This window comes from Streptomyces sp. NPDC029466 (genome assembly GCF_055574515.1).
Window position 1 is genome coordinate 72,951 of record NZ_JBVHZH010000013.1, and the last position, 19,945, is coordinate 92,895.

Sequence of the window (19,945 nt, forward strand, 5' to 3'; positions counted from 1 at the left end):
ACCGCAGGTCAGTGGCTTCCCTCCAGGAAGAGGCTGCGTGGTCCCGCCCAGCTGATGGAGAGCTGTTCGCGGGCCCTGGTGGCGGCGACGAACAGCAGCGAACGCTCGCGCTGCAGGTCACGGTTGTGTTGGAGACGGTCCTCGGAGACCGGAGTGACGGCGCCGGGCTGCGGCACGTGGTCCGCGCCCACGCCTATGATCGCGACTGCCCGGTACTCCAGGCCCTTGATCCGGTGCATCGTCATCACATGCACCCCGGAACCGATCGCCGGGGTCTGCCGCGGCTTCACTCTGACGGCCTTGATCCCCGCTTCGTGCAATGCCTTCACCGCCGCGTCCGCGAGCTTGTTGGTCCGGGCGGTGACGACGATCTCGTCCTCCTTCAGGCCTTCGCCCAGCCACTCCTCGACCCGCCCGGCCAGGCCGGCGAGTTCGGCGGCCGTGGAGGGGTATTCGGTGAGCTCGGGCTTCGCGCCGCCGAGGACGGACCGGTAGCCGCCGAGGTCTTCGGTCGCGTCGTCGAGGTCGTCGAAGCTCGCGTCGCCCAGCAGGCTCAAGGACGTACCGAGGATCTGACGGGTCGTACGGTAGTTCAGGGTCAGTCGCCTGGAGCGCCTCCCCCGCACGTTGATGCCGTGGGCGCTCAGCGCGGTCCGGTTGTCGTAGATCCGCTGGTGGGCGTCGCCGACGATGAACAGGTCGTCCTCGCCGACCGGGACGAGCGCGCGCAGCAGCTTCCAGTGCGCGGCGTGCAGGTCCTGGGCCTCGTCCACGACGATGTGCCGGTACGGGCGGGTCTCGTCGCTCCAGCCCGAGGCGATCCGGGCGGCCTGCGCCGCGAGTTGGGTGACACCGACCTCACCGGCCGCGTCCAGCCGGTGCTCGAAGGCCTCGATCAGGCCCCACACCTGTGCCCGTTCCGGGCGGTTGAGGCGCCGTCCGCGACCGGCCCGGCTGGCGGCGAGGTAGTCGTCGCGGCTGCGCACGTCCTGCGCCAGCACGACCTGCTTCCATTCTGCCTCCAGGAAGCGCGCGTCCCAGCGGTGCGGCTGCTGTTCCTCGGCCAGGTCCTCCCATCGCCTGCGGATCTCGTCGTCACCGAGGGACTTGGGGGTCTTCGCGCCGAAGAGCTCCTTGGCGATGCCGTAGGCGACCTTGTCGATGTTGCGGACGTCCACCTTCGCGGTGAGCTGGGTGCCGCCGAGGTCTTCCAGCAGCGAGCGCAAGAGTTCGGCGAGGGTGGTGGTGTAGGTGGTGAGCAGGATCGCCTGGCCAGGTGGCAGCCGTTCGGCCAGGGCCTTCACCCGGTGCAGGGCGACGACGGTCTTGCCCGTACCGGGGCCGCCGGTGACCCGTACCGAGCCCTTGTTGGGGGTCTTGCGCTCGGCCAGGGCGCGCTGGGCCGGGTGCAGGAAGATCCGCCAGGCCGACAGCGGTTCGGACATGATCCGGCCGAACTCGGCGACGTCACCGGTGACGACGAAGGACTCCTTGGTCGCGGGGCGCTCGTTCGCGGCCTCGTAGTCGTCGGGGTCGATGGTGTCGCTGGTGGCGGCGACCGAGCTGACGTGCGTCCAGACGTCCTCGACGGTCATGCCGTCGGCGAGGCAGAGGATCACGTCCCTGGCGAGCTTGGGCAGGTGCTCCACGAAGCCGAGTATCGCGTCGACGCTGCGGATCTCACGCAACGCCGGTACGACCGAGGGGTGCACGCCGAGCCGGTCGAAGTCGGCGTCAGAGACTTTGGCGAAGAGCGAGGGTTCTGCCGCGGTGGCGGCGGGGGGCTGGGCGGGCTGCCCGCTCAGGGTTCCGTGGAGGCTCGCGAGATTGATCAGCTCGACGCCGCCGGTGACCTTGTTGATGTCGAAGATGATGTGGGACGCGAGGTCGTAGGCGTCGTCGTGCGGCAGTACCGCGACCAGGTAGTAGATCCGGTCTGCGTAGTGCATCAGCACCGCGCGGAAGTTGTCGTTGATCCTGGCCGTGCGCACCCGCTTGTCCTCGGCGCCCTTCGGCGGCTTGAGGTTGAGCCCGTTGGCGTCCGGATCGCGCTGCATCTTCATGATGAACTGCAGCACCTGTGCCTGGACCGACCCGTCGAGCTTGTCGTAGTACTTGCCGAAGACGTCCGCCATGACGACCTGGGCCTTGGACATCACACATTCTCCAAACGCTCGGCCAGCTCGGCCACATCAACTGTCTCGGCATGTACGACGTGCCAGCCGGCCGCCGCGAAGGCGGCGTCACGGTGCTCGTCCGCATCGAGGAACACCGCCACCCTGGCGTCCGGCCAGGCGAGTTCGGCCTGCTGCGCGACCCGGTCGTCGAGTTCGAAGCCGACCTCCGGGGCGCCGAAGTGACGGGTACGGGCTTCCTTGCACAGGGCGAACAGCAGTTCCTCGGCCTGCGAGGAAGCCCACTCGACCGCCTCCGCCCAGGGCTCCGGCAGTTGTTCGGGCAGGCCCGCGGTGGTGGCCAGCGCACCCGCGAGGAGGGCGACCGAGTGCGGGTCGAGCTGTCCGGCCGTGGACATCGCGATCTGGTGGAACGAACGCGGCAGTGCCGAACCCCGGTCGCCCGTCAGAAGCTGCAAGAGATTCGACCACCGCAGCCAGTCGGCCCACCGCGCCCGATGACCGGGCTCGGCGACGGCCTCGTCGCGGTCGTCCAGCACGGTGAAGGCCGACCAGGCGGACATCCCGGGCTGCCCGGTCGCGGGCTCGGCCCGCCGGTCGAGCAGCCCGAGGACGCGCAGCCCGCCCAGAGTGCGGACGTCCATCGCGATGGCGTCGGAGGCGGCCGGGTTGTCGGGTACCGGCAGGGTGCCGCCCGCCAGCACGTCCGGCAGCAGTTCCCCCACCGAACGCCGGTCGATCGGCTGCCGCGCCGCTCCGCTCCCTGCGAAACCACCGATCAGCGCCGCCGCCCTGCGGGACCACTTCTCCGCGTCGGGATCGGCGAGCACCATGAGTAGGGTCTCGATCGGGTTCCGCAGCACAGGGTCCAGCGTGTCGTCGGGGCGTGGGCCGCCCGTCAGCATCTGGTGGATCTGCCGGGCCGTCCGCAGCGCGCCCTCACCGAGGAGCGGTTCGGCGGGGGTGCGCACCTCGCGGTCGTCCGCCGTCCCCTCCACCGCCGCCTTCCAGGCCATGACGTCCGTGTGCGTGAACTGCCACACCTGCATGCCCTCGGCCCGCAGTGCCTCGCGCTTGGCGGCGTCGTCGGCGATCCGGTTGATGCCGGTGCTGGCGTGGAAGGCGTAGCCATCGAGGAAGATCGCGATACGTGTCGACGGTCCGTCGATCCGGGTCAGCAGATAGTCCGGTTCGCTGGGCGCGGAGTTCAGCTGCCGCACGTGGTCCTGGAAGAGCCAGCGGGTGCCGCTGCCGTCCGGGCGGGTGCAGCGCAGCTCGTACTCCATGCCGCGCTCCCCGGCGCGGGGCGTCACCGAGCCGGACTCCGGCCGGCGGCTGCCCCAGTCCACGAGGGTGCGGACGAACTGCTTCTCCAACTCGCTCTCGGCGAGCTGGTCGATCCGCACCCCGGACAGGGTGTCGACACGCTCGGTGTCCCAGCCCCTGAGGATCTCGTCCAAAAGCTCCCTGGCGACCCGCAGCGACGCGAAAGGGTGCTCGTTGCTGCTGACGTGCGGTAGCAGGCAGCGGTGGCAGGGGGTGCGCACGTTCTCCTTGCCGCAGGGGCAGTCCCGCAGGGCGGTCTGGGCGAGGGTGAGCACCCGGTGCAGCACGTTCGCGTCGGCGAGGTGCTCCAGGTAGCCGGTGCCGCCCGGCATGGAGTCGTGCAGCACCAGGAAGCGGCGGCGCAGTTCCCGGGTGCCGCCCGGCATGGTCGCGGGCACGACACGCAGGTGGTCGGGGGCGCCGCCGAAGTGCTTGGTTATGCCCAGCAGCAGCGCGGCCTTGAACGACACGAGCCGGGTCTGCAGTTCCATCGTGGAGACGGGCAGCAGGATCCGCAGTGCCTGTGTGGTCAGCTCGTGGGCGAGAACGAGTTTCTGCATCGACGCCGTCTCGGCGGCGATCCCGTCGTCCTTGTGGCTGCACCAGTACGCGTGCCGGGTTCCGATCCGTTCGGCGGACCGGTCCCATGCCTGGGGGTGCACGCCGCGTACGGCCCCGCACTCCAGGCAGGTCTCGAAGCCGGGCACCTGGACGTCGTCGCCGGCGATCTGGTGCTCGGGGCCGGCCGCGGCGGCCGGGCCGAGGTTGAGGGTGCGGATGGTGGCCACCCGCGCGAACTCCACCCCGAACGGCAGCTCCCCGACCCGCTTCCAGGCGCGCAGACCCTGAGGCTGGTCCGGGTCGATGTCCACCAGCGTGATGTCGGTGAACCGGCGCCGCTCCCGCTCGTCACGCTCGTCGGTGAGCCGTGCGTCCTCGCGCCGCTCCCGGGCGGTGACGCGCTCGGGTACCAGCACGGTGTGGAGTGTGCCGGGGTCGGCGATCTGCGGGGTCTGGCAGCGCGGGCAGGCGGTGAGGTCCAGCCCGGACTCGGCGGTGGCGACGTAGCCGCATTCAGGGCACAGCCGCCACTTGGCATAGGCGGTGTCGCCCTCGCCGGCTCCCAGGTCCAGGCCGTTGATGATGTATTTGTAGCCGTCGGTGTGGAAGGTGTTGCCGGGCGCGAGTTCCAGCAGGCCCATGCGTGAGCCGCGCCCGTACTCGGTCAGCTGGTCCTGGAACTCTCCGTCGGCGTCCTTCCACCAAAGGGTGGCGTCCAGGAGCGTGGCGTCGTCGTGGAGGGTGTAGTTGGGCAGCAGCCCCAGACGGACCATGGCGTTGATCGAGTTCTCGCCGACCAGGGCGTCCCTGCGCCGGTTGACCGACCTGCGCTCGGCGTAGAGTTGGCGGCGCTGCTCGTCGCGTTCGCGGTCCCCGGAGGCGGTGGACAGCGCGTCGAAGGCCCGGCCGATCTGCCGGGACCTGGAGCACAGCGCCTCCAGGCGTTTGCGCCACGCAGTGGCGGCCTGGCCGACGGTCTGCTCCAGCTCCAGCTGCGCGAACTGCCGCAGGCCCTGCTCGGCCTCGGCCGACATCCCGGGGAAGAGTCGGACGAAGGAGTCCGCGAGTTCCGCGTGGCGGGCGTGGGCGACGTCCAGGAAGCGGCGGAACCAGCCGTCCTCGGCCAGGCCCCGGGTGATGAGCGCGCCGACGCGGTGCGGAATGGGCTCCTCGGGCATCATCGTCCCCCGCCACAGGCTGCGGTCGGCGGCCCGGTCCAGCAGGTACGCCAGGTACTGGCGCCGCAGAATCTCGGAGGCGTCCAGGTAGCAGTCCGGCGGGATGATCCGGCCCGCGAGCATCTGCTCGGGTGCGTGCAGGTAGTACTGGTTGCGGGCGCCGCGCGGTACGAAGGTGACGGTGAGCGAGTTGCCGGTGCTGCGGCCGGCGCGGCCGATGCGCTGCGCGTAGTTGGCGGGCGCGGGTGGGAGTGAGGCGAGCAGGACGGCCGACAAGTCACCGATGTCGATGCCGAGTTCGAGGGTGGGCGTGCAGGTCAGGACGTTCGGGTCGAAGGGTGAGGGGCGGTTCTTGAAGGCCTGCTCGACCTCCTCGCGGCGGGCCCGGCTGAGCGCGCCCGTGTGCTCGGCGGTGAGGACGTCACCGGGCCGGTCGACGGTGTAGAGGCGGCGGTAGTAGTCGTCGCTGTAGTCGCGGTCGTCGGTGGTGAACGTGCCGCCGCACTGGAAGCGCAGGCAGGGCGTGCCGAGCCAGTCGTCGCGTCGGCCGGGCGGGACGGTCTGCCGCCAGGTGCAGCTGTCGCAGCGGACGCCGTGGTCGTTGACGCCGGTTCCGTCCGACCTGTCGGCCCCGGCTGCCCTGCTGTCGTCGCCAGGGGACGACGGGTCGGCGGCGAGGCTATGCACCATGATGGTGCGCGGCCTGAGGGCGAAGACGGTCGAGCCGCCCTCGGCCGGGTAGGTCGCCAGTACTTCGCGCTGCGCGAGCAGCTTCATAGCCTGTTCGGCGAGGGCACGGGCCTCGCGCCGCTCGCAGCCGAGGGTGCGGTGCCCCCAGTCGGCGAACCAGGTGTTGTCCCGGTTGAGGGAGTCGAAGTCGGATGTGCCGAGGCGGCCGAGGACCGGGAAGGTCGGTGCGGCCAGACCGCGTGGAAACGCGGGCATCCCGGTGGGCCGCCCGCCCCAGATCGGCCAGCGCCTGGCGCCGGCCTGGGCGATGTACTCCTTCAGCCAGGGGTGGAACAGCGCCCCACGCAGCCGCATACGCTCCAGCAGACCGCGCAGGTAGACGACGTACTCGGCGTCGTCGGCGGGGAGGGTGATCTGCCCCGGGAGGCGCTGGTGCGCTTCCCGCAGCAGAGCCGCTATGGCGGCGGCGTCGGGGAGGTGTACCTCGGCGGCTGCGGTCCGGGTCAGTTCGAGGGTGCGGCCCAGGCGTGAGCGCAGGCCGAACTCCATCAGTGTCTGGAAGACCATGCGGTCCTGCAGCATGTACGCGCCCGCATCACTGAATCCGTCGCCGCTGAGGAGGGTACGGATCTCCGGGTTGTCACGCAGGTCGGGCGGCACGATCGAGGCGAGCTTGCTCCGCTCGCCCTTCTCGGCGGCCGCCACGACCGCTTCGGCGGCGTCGGTCGCCAGGTCGTGCACGGCGACGGGGGCCCCCGGCTTGAGTTGCTCGGTGAGCAGCCCGCGGAAGGTGAAGCCGAAGCTGCGATTGGCGATGAACGCGGCCCGGTGCGTGGCGTCCTGGACTGAGTCGGTGAAGACCAGCAGCTTGCGCTCGTCGTCGGTCAGACCACGGTCGGAGAACAACTGGGTGGTGGTGACGGAGGCGAGCGTGGCGGTGCCCGCACCGAGGAAGCGCATACCGTCGGTCAGGTCGCAGGAGGGGCACTTGTCGCCCGCGCTGGCGGGGACGGGCCCAGCGACGGTGATGACGGGCACGGTGTCGTTGCATGGCACCGTGCGCAGTTCGGCTTCCTCGGCATGGAGGAAGACCGGGGTGTGCTCGCCCGGCCTGGCGCGGATCATCCAGCGGACGGCGCGGTTGCCCTGGGCGGAGGCCCGGTAGATCTCCAGCGGCTTGGTCTTGAGCTGCTGCCACTCCAGATCCGTGGAGAGCGCGGCCCAGCCGGAGCGCCCGCAGTGACGGCAGTACACGGCGGGGAGGTGCGCGCGGTAGGCCGGGCCGACGGGGCGGACGAACGGGACGGGGCTGTCCGGGGCGAGGGAGGGGGCGCCGACGTGCGGGGCATCCGGGTCTGTGTCGGCATCGGCATCGGCGTCGGCGGTGCTGTCCACCTCGGCGGAGGGGTAGACGGCGAGGTTGGCCGGGTTGGGGCGGGTGTCCCCGGTGGGGCCGTCGTCGTCGAACCAGCGGAAGTGGGGCGTCGGCGTCGCGGCGCGGATCACACGGCGGACCTCGCGGACCCAGAGCTGGGCCTCGACGCGGAGGAAGGGGATGATGCGGTCGGCGACTGGGTCGTACGTACGGGCGGTCGAGACCAGCGCGAGGAGACGCGCGAGGCCGGTCGCGACCAGGTCGATGTCGGTCCGGGCCGCCTCGTCCCATGCCGCGCCGCCGCCACGCTTCGCAAACTCGCGGGCGATCTCCGGGACGGTGACGGGAGTGTCGCCGGCTACGTCGAGGAGGGCGCGGATGAGGTTGTGCTGGCGGAGTTTCTCGCCGAGTTGAATCGGGTCGGCGAAGTCCATGCCGACGACGAGTTCGGCGAGTCGGTGGAGGGCCGACGGGTCGTTGAGGGGGTCGGGGACGGCGGCAAGGTCGGCCGGGGAGGGTACGGGGAGAAGGAAGTCGGGATCGGCGACGAACTCGCCGGGTGTCTGGCGGTCCTCGCCGATGAGGGCGGCGTCCGGGAAGGGGGTACCGAAGACCTTCTCGGCGAATTCGAGGAGGAGTTCGCGGTCGGACTTCTGGGGGCCGTCGAGGGTGGGGGTTGGTTCGGTGGAGGGGGCGCCGCCGGTTTCGCCGGTCACTGCGTTCCCGCCGCCGAGGGTGGCGGAGGTGGCGACGGGGGTGATCGTGCCGAGGGGGCGGCCGGGCTCGGCCTTGCCGGTGGCCGCGCCAAGGCGGCGCAGCAGCATCGCCACGTCGGTGCCCTGGGCGCCGTCGTAGGTGTGGAACTCGTCCAGGACGACGTACGTCAGCCCGCCGTCCTGCCAGAGGGGGACGTCCGGGATGCGCTGGAGGAGGAGGTCCAGCATCTTGTAGTTGGTGAGCAGCAGGTCCGGCGGGTTCGCGCGGATGGCCTCGCGGTCGGTGATCAGACGGCTGTCCGGGGACAGTTGGGCGGGGGTGATGGTGCTTGCGCCGGACTCGCGGGCGTAGGAGCCGGGGGCGTTCTCGTCCTCGTCGTCCGGGGAGCGGTTTCCGGATGCGCCGCCGATGTAGATACCGGCGGTGACGGAGGAAAGGGCAGCGTTCTTGGCGAGAAAGTCGTCGATACGGCGGGCCTGGTCGTCGGCCAGCGCGTTCATCGGGTAGAGCAGCAGCGCTTTGACGCCCTTCACCCCGGCGGCGCGGGCGCGGGCGCAGTGGTCCAGGATCGGGACGAGGAACGACTCGGTCTTTCCGGAGCCGGTGCCGGTGGTGACGATCGTCGGCTCGGGAGCGTGCCCCGACTTGCTGGACAGCCGCTGCCAGGCGGTCGCCTGGTGGGTGTAGGGGCGGAGGCTGGGCGACCAGTCCAGAGCCTTCTCCCAGCCGGGGGGCGCGTACCGGAAGGGCGTACGTACGCGGAGGTACGGGCCCCGGAAGAGCCGGCTCTCCGGCCGCTCAAGGAATGCCTCGAGCTCCTCGCGGACGTCGTCGTCGGCGAGCGCGAAGCTCGTCGTCAGGTACGCGGCGAGGGCACGGCGCAGATCCTCGGCGGCCAGGGAGGGAAGCATGGCGGGCTGCTACCTGCTTTCCGGGGCGGGGGCGGGCGTGGACGTGATGGGTCTGGGGGTGGTGAGGGGATGCTCGGCAAGGTAGGCGGCGTAGTCGCCGTACTCGCCGGCGTGGAGGCGGGCGGTGAAGTGGGCGTGGGCGCGGGTCATTTCCGCTTCGCGGTTCGGCTTGACCCAGCCTTCGGGGATTGCGGGGGTGGGGTCGCCTGCGCGGGCGGCTTTGGCCCAGGCACGCACGAATTGAGTCTCATCCGCCGACTGACGGACGCCGACGTTATCCTTCGATGCTCCGATCTTATGGCCATCGGGAGCGAAAAACATTTCCCATTCGTACTTACGGAGGGTTCCGAACTGGGAACGATAGAGCGCACATAGTTGGTCAGCCGTGAGGCCGAGCATAATTGCCGAAATCGCATCGAGCTCGACTAGCGCCATTCGTCGTTCATATTCACTGCGGAGTGGTGTTGCCGCTGACCATTCAGAAGCCACAGCTCCAATTGGCGCGCATAGAGGAGCAGGATCGGTCCAGCGATCGGAGCGCCATGCGCTTTCAAAGCTGTCTTGCCACAACGAGGCATAGGGCCGCGCGACACAAAGGCGACGCAGTGAGCGAAGGAGTAGAGGTGTAGTGAGCGGATGATCGAGGGGTGCAGGGAACTGTGCCATCACATCGGCTTGGAGATCATCTTTCCCTGTGACCTTGACGAGATAATCCAATGGAAGACTTGACCACAGAGCCCCGATCAGGGCGGTGCTGCGGTCCTCACTCAGGGCCATTGAATGAACCCCGTCAACATGTGTAACTCCGCAAGGAATCAACCCGGATTGCAGCGTGCGCTCAGTGACTGAATCCACTCTACGCCTCCAGGCAACGCGTAGATATTGTGTGGCGCGGCGGTCTCCCCACTGCTGATGATCCTTGAGAAACTCCTCTTCCGAGGAGATCACCAGGTAGTTTGTACGTGGCGAGAAATCCTCCGGAATCTCCGAGAAATCCACCTTTGAGTAATCCTTATAGGACTTGCATCCCACATTCGCCTGTTGGGCGAAAGGCATGCCTACTCCAAGGTGGGGTCCTTGCAAAATTACCTCACCGTGGCTCGAGGGGATGTGTGTCAGCTTCCTGATGATTCTCTTTTCAATCGCCCTGTTCTCGCGCAATCCCGGCGTCCACCAGTACTGGTGATCGCACAGACGGTTCGGAAACGCTGAAAGGGTCAGCGTGGCCTCATTGTCGGAGACGGTCAGGGGGCGAAGCATGCGAGACTGTGTGGCTGGAATGCCCGCACCGTCCACAAGAGCAGCCCATGAGGCAAGGATGTGCTCATTGACCACTACAACCCTGTCACGGTGAGGCCTTAGGTCCCATCCGCCGGCCTCAAATTGTCTTCCCGGCGTCTCTCCCGCACCGTTGTGCAAAACCGATCCATCTGCAGTAGATGGATGCACCAATCCCGAGATGTTGATGAACTCTACATCTTTCACGGGTCCATAAATGTGGATACCGTATTCCCTTGTGTTCATGATCTCGAAGAGCTTCAACTCGTTCCGGAACTGGAAGTGCCGTCGCAAGCGGGGGTAGGTAGCTGATCGAACTCCGCGGCAAGTGGCGGCGCCAAAATGGTCTTCCGGGTGAACGAGCCCTGAAATTCCGGATTCTCCACCGTTCCTCCATACCTGTTCCATGAAATTCATGTAGAGGTTCGTCTGGACTCCGATGAGAACTGGATGTGTAATTTCGAAGCTGAGATGGAAGGAGAACCCCGCCCAGGCACTCAGGTCTGCCAAATAAGAGCGGACTATTGCTGGATGTCGGAGAGTCCTTTCTTGACGTTCGGCAATCTCTGTTGCTGCAGCTTTTTCATTGAGACCAAACCAAGGATCGTGCTCGGCCAACGACAACGGCCCGTTCCACTTGGGTTTGTACCACGGAGGGTTACCCGTCTGCAGATCGAACCCGCCTCGCTCGAAGATGTGGGCGAACTCGAGTTCCCAATGGAAAAACCCCTCCCGACGGGAGACCGCGTCCACCTCGCTCAGCCACGGGAACCGCACCATGACCGACGGCAGTTCCGCGCACTGACTCATCACCCGGTCGAACTCGTCATCCGTCGCCAGTTGCTCGAACTCGCCAGTGTCGGCGAACAAACCAAGTTCGTCGTCCAGCCCTGCCGCGCCGCCTCGCCTGTTACCCGCCTTCGCCTTGGCTGCCGGGATGCCCAGTACCGCCTCGCAGAAGGAGAGCCAGTCGTCCATGCTGGGCGGCCCGGGGGTGTCGGCCTGTCCCACTGGCCAGAACCACAAGGCACACCAGGCATCCATCACCAGTTTCAGTCGTCCGCGCGGCGACCCTGGCTCGTTCAGAGCACCCTCGATCCGCTCACGGGTCACGTCCCCGGAAGCCTTCTCCAGCGGCTGGTCGGGGTCGACCTCCCACACGTCGATCTGACGCCGCACCTCCCGCTCACTCACGATCAGGCGGCGCCGGGTCAGCTCCCACAGCCGCTCGACTCGCGTTGCCAGTGCGAGCAGCCGCTTGCTTTGTGCCACTGACGGCGTCGCTGTGACGGCCGTCCGCCACTTCGCCAGTGCGTCGCGCTCTTCCTTTGCCAGCTCCTTCGCCTGCTTAGCGTCCGCGACTGCGCCCCACCCCTTGGCCGGCAGCAGGAAGTGGTGGATCTCCTTGCCCGCCTGAAACTGGCCTTCTTCGGCTCCTGCCCGCAGCGGCCGGTCCGTCGGGACCGTCGTCAGCCATGCCTTTCGTTTCAGCGTCTCCGCCGCGTACACAGCCCGCCGCGCCCCGATCAACGAGTTGCCGCGACGCAGGTGTAGGCCGAACCAGGGGGCTTTCAGGCCCTCATGCATCGAGTTGAGCCACAGCGAAACCTCGGCCAACTCAACAGCGGTCTGGTTGAGGTCGACGCCATAGCAGTTGTGCAGGGCCAGATACGCCTTGACCTTCTGAAGCTCCGCCTCGTACCGGTCGGGAGGCAGTTGCTCACCGCCGAGCTCCGCCATCCTGCGCTTCAGGTACTCCGCCGCCAGTTGGTTGATGGCCTCGTTGAGGAACGCGCCCGAGCCGAGGGCGGGCTCGCACACCTTCAGGTCGAGAATCGCCCGCGCGGGCGTCGTGACGCCGTCCTGGTCCAGCAGCTCCGCCAGTGCGTGCTTGACTGTGCTGCGGGTCAGTACCTCCGGCGTGTAGTACGACGCCGATCGCTGCCGCTCCCGACCGGACAGGCGGTAGACGAACGTGCCCTTCTTGTGTTCGACCCGCTTGAAAGCGCCCGTCAGCTCGTCACGCCGCTTGACGAAGACTTCCTCGTCGTAGTTGTCGGCATCCTCGAAGGGCACGACCCATGTGCCGCTCAGCCCGTCCGAGTCCGGCTTGGCGACCTCATACAGGTCGTCCCAAGCGAAGAAGCCGGTGTAGGACATCAGGCCCTCGTACACCGCACCGAGCTGGTTGATGCCGAGCTGCGCGTATGAGATGAAGCCCTTGCCCGTGCCGCCGCCGACCTTGCCGCGGCCATTGCGCCGACCACGGGTGAGCATCAGCAGGTTGAGTACCCGCCACAGCACCTTGTTCCGCAGCTTCGTCTCGATCCGCTCGCCCTCGACCGACACCGAGCCGATCAGCGGGGTCGCGTCGGCCTTGAACAGGTCGCTGCGCAGGGCCTCGAAGCGCAGGCCGTCCGCGTCGAGAACGGTCACTCCGTCCTCCGCCGGCGCCGCGTCCGTGCCCAGAGGGCGGTGGCCCTGGTCGACCAGCCGGAACAGCAGGTCCAGCGAATCGGCGAAGTGTGTGCCGTCCTGGGCCTCCTCCGGGAGGTCGTAGGAGACCAGTTCGCCGAGCCGTGCCAGGCCGTAGCCGTCCTGGTAGGCGTCGTCCTTGCTGGGGAGGATGCCGAGTTCGGGCCGCGCCTCCGCGTACAGCAGGAACAGGATTCGGTACAGGTACCTCAGCGACTCCCGAGTGAGCCGACTCGCGAGGTCGGCCGGGTCGCCCAGCTCCGCTGGATCGGCGCCGCCCTCCTTGAGCCGGTCCAGGATCTCCTGGGCGATGAGCTCGACAGACTGCCGCAGCCCTTCCCGCAGCTCCTTCGACACACCCACCGCGTGCTTGCGGCCCTTGTCGACCAGGCCGTCCAGGTACCCGGCGACACCACCCTCCGTCAGCAGGGACTCCGCGCCGAACAACGCGGCCACCGCCTCCAGTTCCTCGCCGTCCGCGCTGAGGTTGCGGTCCAGCGCCTCGTCCACGCTCACCGCGAGGAACCGGCCCTCGTGCCAGGCCGTGCGGTCGGCGAGCAGTACTGCGCCGCCCGCGAGCAGCAGCACGTAGCGCGGGGCGTAGCCGTCCTCGCAGCCGAAGAGGAAGGTGACCGCGTCAGCCGCACCGGTGATGAGCTGTTTGCCGTCGAGCTGGATCGGGTCGAGGAGTTGTGCGCCGCCGTCCTCGACGTCCGCGACGACGAGTTCGCCGTCCACCTCCCAGGTGACGTCCAGGGCGACGAGTTCCAGGCCGCCCGGTCCCGTGACGGCGAGTGCCATCGGCACCGACCGTTCCTTGTCGCCATGCATCACGCCGAAGTCGCCCCGGCGCAGGCGGGTGTGGGTGGAACCCGCGGGCTCCGGCGCGACAGGCTCAGCGTCCTTGCCGTCGGCCTCCGGCTCGACATACGCCAGCGCCGCCAGCAAGCGGTCGTTGAGCTCCCGTACCTCAGGACCGTCGGACGCTTTGTTCTCGGTGATGCGGACCTTCGCCTTGAAGTACTCGCGACGCAGGCCCTTCACTCCCGACCGGGACGACGGAGCGCCCGCCCGGTCGGCGGAGGCCCAGCGCTTGCGCAGCTCGGTGAGGTCGCGGGCGAACAGCTCGGCGAGGTAGTGGGCGGAGATGTACTCACCGCGGTTGGTGATCGCTTCGAATGCCACGGTGTCACGCACCCTTCTGCTGCTGAACTACCTTGCCGCCGGCGGACTCGGGTGGCGCCAGGACTCCGATCACCCGCACCATCGCCTCGCCCTGTGTGGCCAACTGCTCGATGAGCTGCTCGACCTCCACTGCCGTCTTCTGCACGCGTGTCTCCTCGTGCTTGCGCCGGATGCCGCTGAAGCTGAGCTGCTCGAACGCCGACAGGCTGGCCTTCCGCCAGGCCTCCAAACGCCGCTCGTACTCCACGAGTTGTTCCACGAGCGGAGTCTCCTGCTCGTTGCCCAGCTCGGCGATGTGCTCGCGGCTAGCCCTTACCGCCGCCGGGACCAGCGCCTGCAAGGCTGCCTTGTCCCCGGTGAAGGGGCGGTTGAGCATCTTCGGCCTCACCCCGGCCCGCTCAAGGACACCCACCAGGTCGTCGTCGAAGACCGGTGCGCCGCTTGCCAAGCCCGTCACACACGTCCAGGCCAGGACAGTCGGGTGGCCCTTGGCATTCGAGTACATGCCTTGTGTCAGGAACACCGGTTCGCTGACGTCCGCCGTGATGATCGGGGCGGTGTTGCGGGTGAGCCTGACGAGGACCTTGTCGGTGAGCCACTCCACCACCGGGTGCTGGTCCGTGAGGTAGCTGACGTCGGGCCAGCCGGAGGTCTCGGTGCGCTCCTGCTTGGTGATCGCGCCCTTGGCACGGTTGCCGCTGCGCTCACGGGCGCGGTCCAGTCGGTCCTGGCCGAACTGCTTGTCGAAGGTGACCCGGAGCTGGTTCAAAACCTGGCGCTCGTCCAGGTACGCCTTGGGGAGGACCAGCAGGCGTCGCTGGAGTTCGCGGTCCGGGGTGAAGACCAGCATCTTGGGGTGGTCCTCGTCCCAGTGCTTGCCGATGCGCTGCTCCGGGTTGTCGTAGACCTCTTCCAGGGCCTCTTCGACGAACGCGCGGGTCGAGGCGAACAGTTGCGGCACCTGGTAGCCCGGCGAGTCGCCCTCCGGGGTGTGGTCGGCCAGGAAAGCTTCGAAGGGGTCCAGCGGGGCCGACGGCACAGCCGTGTCGAACGGCTCCTCCTTCGCCAGGAGCCGTTCCATGATGGCGTCGGTCTCGGCGTCCTCGTCGCGCAGCCCGAGGATCGAAGCCGCTTCGCCGAGGGTGCGGTGGACCTCGTCCTCGCGCTGCAGCAGGCGCGCGGACACCGCTCGGTCTGCCGAGGGGGCATCCGGGTCCTCGTCGGCGGTGAGCAGCAGCAGAGCGCGGATCTCCGGTGAGTGCTGCTGGCCGTAGCGGTCGATACGGCCGTTGCGCTGCTCGATGGTGATCAGGGACCAGGGCAGGTCGTAGTGGATCATCTGGTGGCACTGGCGGTGCAGGTTGACGCCCTCGGCGGCGATATCGCCGGTGAGCAGGACCCGCAGTTCGCTGCTCGCGAGGCCGAAGTCCTTGACGGTGCGCTGCTGCTCGTCGTCGGAGAGGCCGCCGTGGAGCTGGCGGACGGCGCCGCTGGTCTTTCCCTTGCTCGCGGCGAAGCCGAGGGCCGAGGGAAGGGTGTCCTGCAGTATCTGCAGTGTGGCGCGGCGCTCGGAGAAGATCACGACGCGGGTGTCGGAGCCGGGGCCGACCTTGATCTCTTCCTTGAGGACCTTCACCAGTTGCCGGAACTTGGCGGCGTCCTCGATGTCTATGGCCTCAGCGATGGTGCCGAGGTTGACCAGTGCGTCGCGTTCGGCCTGGCGCTCTTGTGGGTTGGTGCTTCGGTCGATGCTGTCGATCCGGTTGTCGACCGTTTCGACGAGCGCGGAGTGGGAGGAAAGGAAGGACTTCAGCAGGGTGTACGGGAAGAGTCGTGCGCCCTTGCCGGAGACGGGGGCCTTGCGGCCGTCCTCCGGGTTGATCCAGACGTCGTACAGCTCGTCGAAGACCCGTTGCTCGGCCGGGGTCGCCGTGCAGTCGATGGCGACCGGTGGCTTGCGGGTGGCCCACATGTGGCCGATCTCGGCCGAGACGTCCGGGGACATCTTGTGGCGCCGGATGTACAGGTGCTGGAGCTGCGTCTCGTCGTAGTCGCTGGTGTTCGGGATGGCCGTCGGGTCGAGGAGGCTGAGCAGCTCGCCGAAGGACTCGCGCTGGCCGTTGTGCGGTGTGGCGCTGGCCAGGATCAGGGCGTCGGTCTTCGGGGCGAGGAGCTGTGCGAGGCGGTTGTTCTTCGTCCCGGTGTTGATGAGCTTGTGCGACTCGTCGATGACGACGGCGTCCCAGGTGACCTGCATCAGGTGGCTGCGCCAGCGGTCGGAGCGCAGGGTGTCGATCGAGATGATCGCGCGTTTGTAGTAGGAGAAGGGGTTGCGGCCGGCCGGGATGTCGTTCTTGATCCGCTCGATACCGGCCGAGTCCAGCCGTACCACCGGGATCGCGAAGCGCGTCCACAGCTCGTGCTGGAACTGTTCCAGGATGTGCTTCGGTGTCACTACGAGGATGCGCTCGCCGCGTCCGCGCCTGATCAGCTCGGACAGCAGGAGTCCGACCTCAAGGGTCTTGCCGAGGCCGACCGCGTCCGCAATCAGCAGTCGGGGGCGCAGGGCGCGCAGGGCGGCCTTGGCGGGTTCGCGCTGGTAGGCGAGGTCGTCGACGAGGTGGGTGCCGACGGTGGCGAGGCGCTGCTCGGACAGGGGCAGCGGGGTCTTGCGGATCAGCGCGTCGATGAACAGGCGCGACCGGCGGCACTCCGGGGAGTCGTCGGGGACGAGCTCGGTGTCCTCCGGGCGCAGCGGGGTCACCTCGTCGAGACCCTTGTGAGCGAAGAAGACCGCGCGCTGGTCGCGGACCAGGGGCGAGATACCTCGTACGTCCAGGCGGGTGCCGTCCTTGGCGGTCTCGGAGGCCTCCACGACCAGCCAGTCCTCGTCGCGGGCGCGGACCTGCATCCCGGCGGCGAACCGGACGCCGCCGGACGCATCGCCGGGGATGTTGTCTGACGCGCTGTCGGCGACGGTGGCCATCGGCGGGTCTCCTTCGATTGCTGCTCTGCTGCTGCGTGGTCAAGCACTGTGGGTTTGGTGAGGGCGGGAGGGACCGGAGGGTTCAGCCGCCGTAGTCGCTGCGACGGTCCTGGATACGGCTGCGCCATCGAGCGGCCCAGCGGTCCGGCGTCGCCTCAGGCTGGGGAAACGGCGAGACCTCAGGCACCGGCTCGGGGCCGATCTTTGAGGCGCTGTTCGGTTCGGCCTCTCCCGCGGCATCCGGATCTCGTACGGCATCCGGTGCCTCGACCGGTGTGGCCTGCCGCTCCAGCACGGCCGCGAGGAACGCCTCCGGCAGCGGCGGGTACGCCTGCGCGTCTGTCGGCACACCGAAGTCGAGCAGCCGTCCCATCGCCTCCTCCAGCACGCTCTGTGCCGTCGGCCGGTCCTCGGCGTCGTAGGTCAGGGTGTGGGTGACCAGGTCGAGCAGCGCGGGAGGGAGGCCGGTCAGGTCGGGCTGGATGTCCAGCGTGCGCTGCGCCGGCATCTGCGCGTAGAAGGGGACGTGTCCGGTCGCCGCGTGCGCCAGTGTCGCGCCGAGGCTGTAGACGTCAGCCGCCTCACTGGCCCTGCGGGAGTCCGCGGCCTGTTCCGGCGCCATGTAGGAGAGGGTGCCGAGCGCCGCGCTCGCCGTGGTCAGGCCGGTGCCGCCGCTGACGTGGGAGATCCCGAAATCTATGACCCGGACGCCGTCCGCCGCGACCAGGACGTTGCCCGGCTTGAGGTCGCGGTGCAGTAAACGCACCGAGTGCACGTGCATCAGAGCGTCCGCGAGACCCGCCGCCAGCCACCACGCGCCCAGTTCGCTGACCGGGCCGTGCTGCTCCAGCAGCTCCAGCAGCGAGGGCGCGTTGATGTACTGGGTCGCGATCCACGGCGTCGCGGCCAGCGGGTCGGCGTCCACCAGAGCGGCGGTGTGGAAGCCGCCGACGCGGCGGATCGCCTCCAGTTCCAGGGCGAAGCGCCTGCGGAAGTACTCGTCCTCCGCGAGCTGCGGCCTGACGACCTTCACCGCGACCGGGCGGGTCGAACGATAGCCCAGGTACACGACACCCATCGCGCCTTGGCCCAGCCGGCCGACCAGTCGGTAGTTCCCGACCGTCGTCGGGTCGCCCGCTCGGAGCGGCTGCAGCACCTTTTCCCCCGTGGTGTCCTGACCTGGCTGGACGAGAGCGAGGTTATCAGCGGGTCGACTCACTGATCCTGCGCCTCCTGGGACTCGCTCTTTCCCGAAGAGGCACCAGTGGCCGGTGGTGGCAGGAGGGCGCCCTTGGTCAGCCCGTCGTACGCGAGCGCGCTGACCTGGCCGCCGATGTCGGCGGCCTCGCGCAGCAGTTCCTCGAACGCGGCCAGACGCCGGAAGGCCTCGCCGTACTCCCGCTGGCGCCCGATGTCCATCTGCGGAAGCTGCGTGCCTGAGGCGTTCAGTCGGAGCGTGCCGCTGGCAGTGGCGCTGCGGCGGGTATTGGCGGCGCTGCGCAGGAAACCGCGCAGGTAGTGGGTGTCCAGCTGGTCGGTGCGGGAGGTCGGCACGGTGCCGTCGAGGTCGACCAGACCGCCCCGTACAAGATCGCCGAGTCCCACCGGCGCGGCCTCGATGCGGCCGGGGCCGGCGGAAAGTTCGGGGAACAGGTCGAGCAGGTCCCGGGCGAGGCTCTGGACGCGGTCGCGCAGGGCGGCGTACTCGACGGGGTAGTCGCCGTGGTGGGGGGTGACGTAGCGGCTGGGACTTAGGTCGACGTCGTCGTCCAGGATGTCGACGGGCGGGACGTCGGCGATCTGCTCCGGCGTCGGTGCGCCGTCCTTCGTGCCGATGCCGTCCGGGTCCGCGTCGCTGAGGTCGATCATGCGGATGTGTGTCGGGGCGGGGCCGCCCTGGGTCGGTCGCCGCAGGATCCACAGGTGCACGGGCAGTGAGTGGCTGGACATCAGACCGGGCGGCAGCGCCACCACGCAGGCCAGCAGTCCCCGGCGGACCAGTTCGGCCCGGATGCGGCGGCCGGCCTTGCGGTAGGCGACGGACGAGGGCAGCACCAGCACTGCCCGGCCGCCGGGGGCGGTGTGGGCGTAACAGTGCTGGACCCAAGCGAGTTCGCTCTCCGAGCGCGGGGGTACGCCCAGCTCCCAGCGGGGATCGAGGAGCAGGTCGTCCCGCCCCCAGTCGGCCACGCCCACCGGGGGCTCGCAGACGACGAGATCGGCGCGGAGGTCGGGAAAGGCGTCCTTGCGCAGCGAGTCCCCGCAGGCCACGGTGGCGGCCCGGCCGTCGAGCCGGGCACGGAACTCCGCGACGGTGGCGGTCGCCGGATCGAGTTCCTGGCCGTACCGGTGGGCGCCCGGGACGGCGGTGAGCAGCAGCGTCCCGATGCCGCAGGCCGGGTCGTAGACCGTGCCGACTGTGCTGTCCGATGCTCCGGCTGCCTCGCCCGCCGGCCCGGTGAACGCCGAGACGATCCGCTCCAGGGCAAGGGTGGTCATCGGCTCACCGCCGCTGCGGGGGGTGGAGGCGATACAGCGCTCGACAAGGTCGGCGTAGAGGGCGTGTGCTCGACGCTCCCTGGACAAGGCGGTGAGGGCAGCCACGGCGGGCTCGCCCAGAGGCTGCTCGACGGCGGTTCCGACGAGCAACTGCGCGCCGACCGCGCCGAGTGCGGTGAGCAGGTCGTCGCCGTACTGAGCGCGCAGTTCGTGCCACAGGTCGACTTCAGTGGAGGTTTCCCGTCCCTTGCCTTGTCGGTCCAACCACTGCTGGACTTCCGTGAGCGCGAAGAGGGGGCTGGTCCCGGTGCCAGCGGCGGGGCGCGGGAAGTCGGGGTGACGGCGGCGCCAGTTGGAGACGGCGGCACGGGTCACCCCGGCGAAGCGGGCGATCTCGGCAGCCGTGACGACCGCCGCGGGGGCGGATTCGTCGGCGGCCATGAAGGGACCGTACACACCTCAAAGGACATAGACAAGATGCCTGCGTTAACGCCGCTAACAGCGCAGTGGCATTCCAGTCCATTTCGGAATCCAAGGGGCGAGAAACCACACCTCAAGGGACAAACGGTCAGCCGACGCGTGAGCAGGTCAACCCTCGCTGTCGTCACACGCGGCGAAGCCGATGGAGG

At 68.7% G+C, this 19,945-nt stretch carries 6 protein-coding genes; all 6 read right to left on the reverse strand.

Translation table 11 applies throughout. The annotated features are described in order from the left end of the window. Positions 1-8 precede the first annotated feature (8 nt). The 6 genes from ACZ4XD_RS13185 to ACZ4XD_RS13210 all read right to left on the reverse strand — a co-directional run bounded on the left by ACZ4XD_RS13185 (position 9) and on the right by ACZ4XD_RS13210 (position 19,757). Positions 9-2,156, reverse strand: a complete 2,148-nt coding sequence (locus ACZ4XD_RS13185) for a UvrD-helicase domain-containing protein (protein WP_468041420.1) — start codon at positions 2,154-2,156, stop codon at positions 9-11. After that, positions 2,156-8,893, reverse strand: coding sequence for a DEAD/DEAH box helicase (locus ACZ4XD_RS13190; protein WP_468041421.1), 6,738 nt, complete (start codon positions 8,891-8,893; stop codon positions 2,156-2,158). Before ACZ4XD_RS13190 ends, ACZ4XD_RS13185 begins: the two co-directional genes overlap by 1 nt. A gap of 9 nt (positions 8,894-8,902) precedes the next feature. Beyond that, positions 8,903-13,831: an Eco57I restriction-modification methylase domain-containing protein gene (locus tag ACZ4XD_RS13195; protein ID WP_468041422.1), complete on the reverse strand. Its 4,929-nt coding sequence runs from the start codon at positions 13,829-13,831 to the stop codon at positions 8,903-8,905. Between the two features lie 4 nt (positions 13,832-13,835). Continuing rightward, entirely contained in the window at positions 13,836-16,817 is a 2,982-nt protein-coding gene (locus ACZ4XD_RS13200) for a helicase-related protein (RefSeq protein WP_468041423.1), read from the reverse strand. 82 nt (positions 16,818-16,899) lie between these two features. Continuing rightward, a complete protein-coding gene (locus ACZ4XD_RS13205; protein ID WP_468041424.1) occupies positions 16,900-18,036 on the reverse strand; it encodes a serine/threonine-protein kinase in 1,137 nt (378 codons plus the stop codon). Continuing rightward, positions 18,033-19,757: an N-6 DNA methylase gene (locus ACZ4XD_RS13210; RefSeq protein WP_468041425.1), complete on the reverse strand. Its 1,725-nt coding sequence runs from the start codon at positions 19,755-19,757 to the stop codon at positions 18,033-18,035. The genes ACZ4XD_RS13205 and ACZ4XD_RS13210 overlap by 4 nt, the downstream gene beginning before the upstream one ends. Positions 19,758-19,945: the final 188 nt, after the last annotated feature.

Coding starts and splice junctions, on each gene's coding strand:
- ACZ4XD_RS13190 (WP_468041421.1), bottom strand. CDS start 8,893: ATGCTTCCCTCCCTGGCCGCCGAGGATCTGCGCCGTGCCCTCGCCGCG.
- ACZ4XD_RS13185 (WP_468041420.1), bottom strand. CDS start 2,156: ATGTCCAAGGCCCAGGTCGTCATGGCGGACGTCTTCGGCAAGTACTAC.
- ACZ4XD_RS13200 (WP_468041423.1), bottom strand. CDS start 16,817: ATGGCCACCGTCGCCGACAGCGCGTCAGACAACATCCCCGGCGATGCG.
- ACZ4XD_RS13210 (WP_468041425.1), bottom strand. CDS start 19,757: ATGGCCGCCGACGAATCCGCCCCCGCGGCGGTCGTCACGGCTGCCGAG.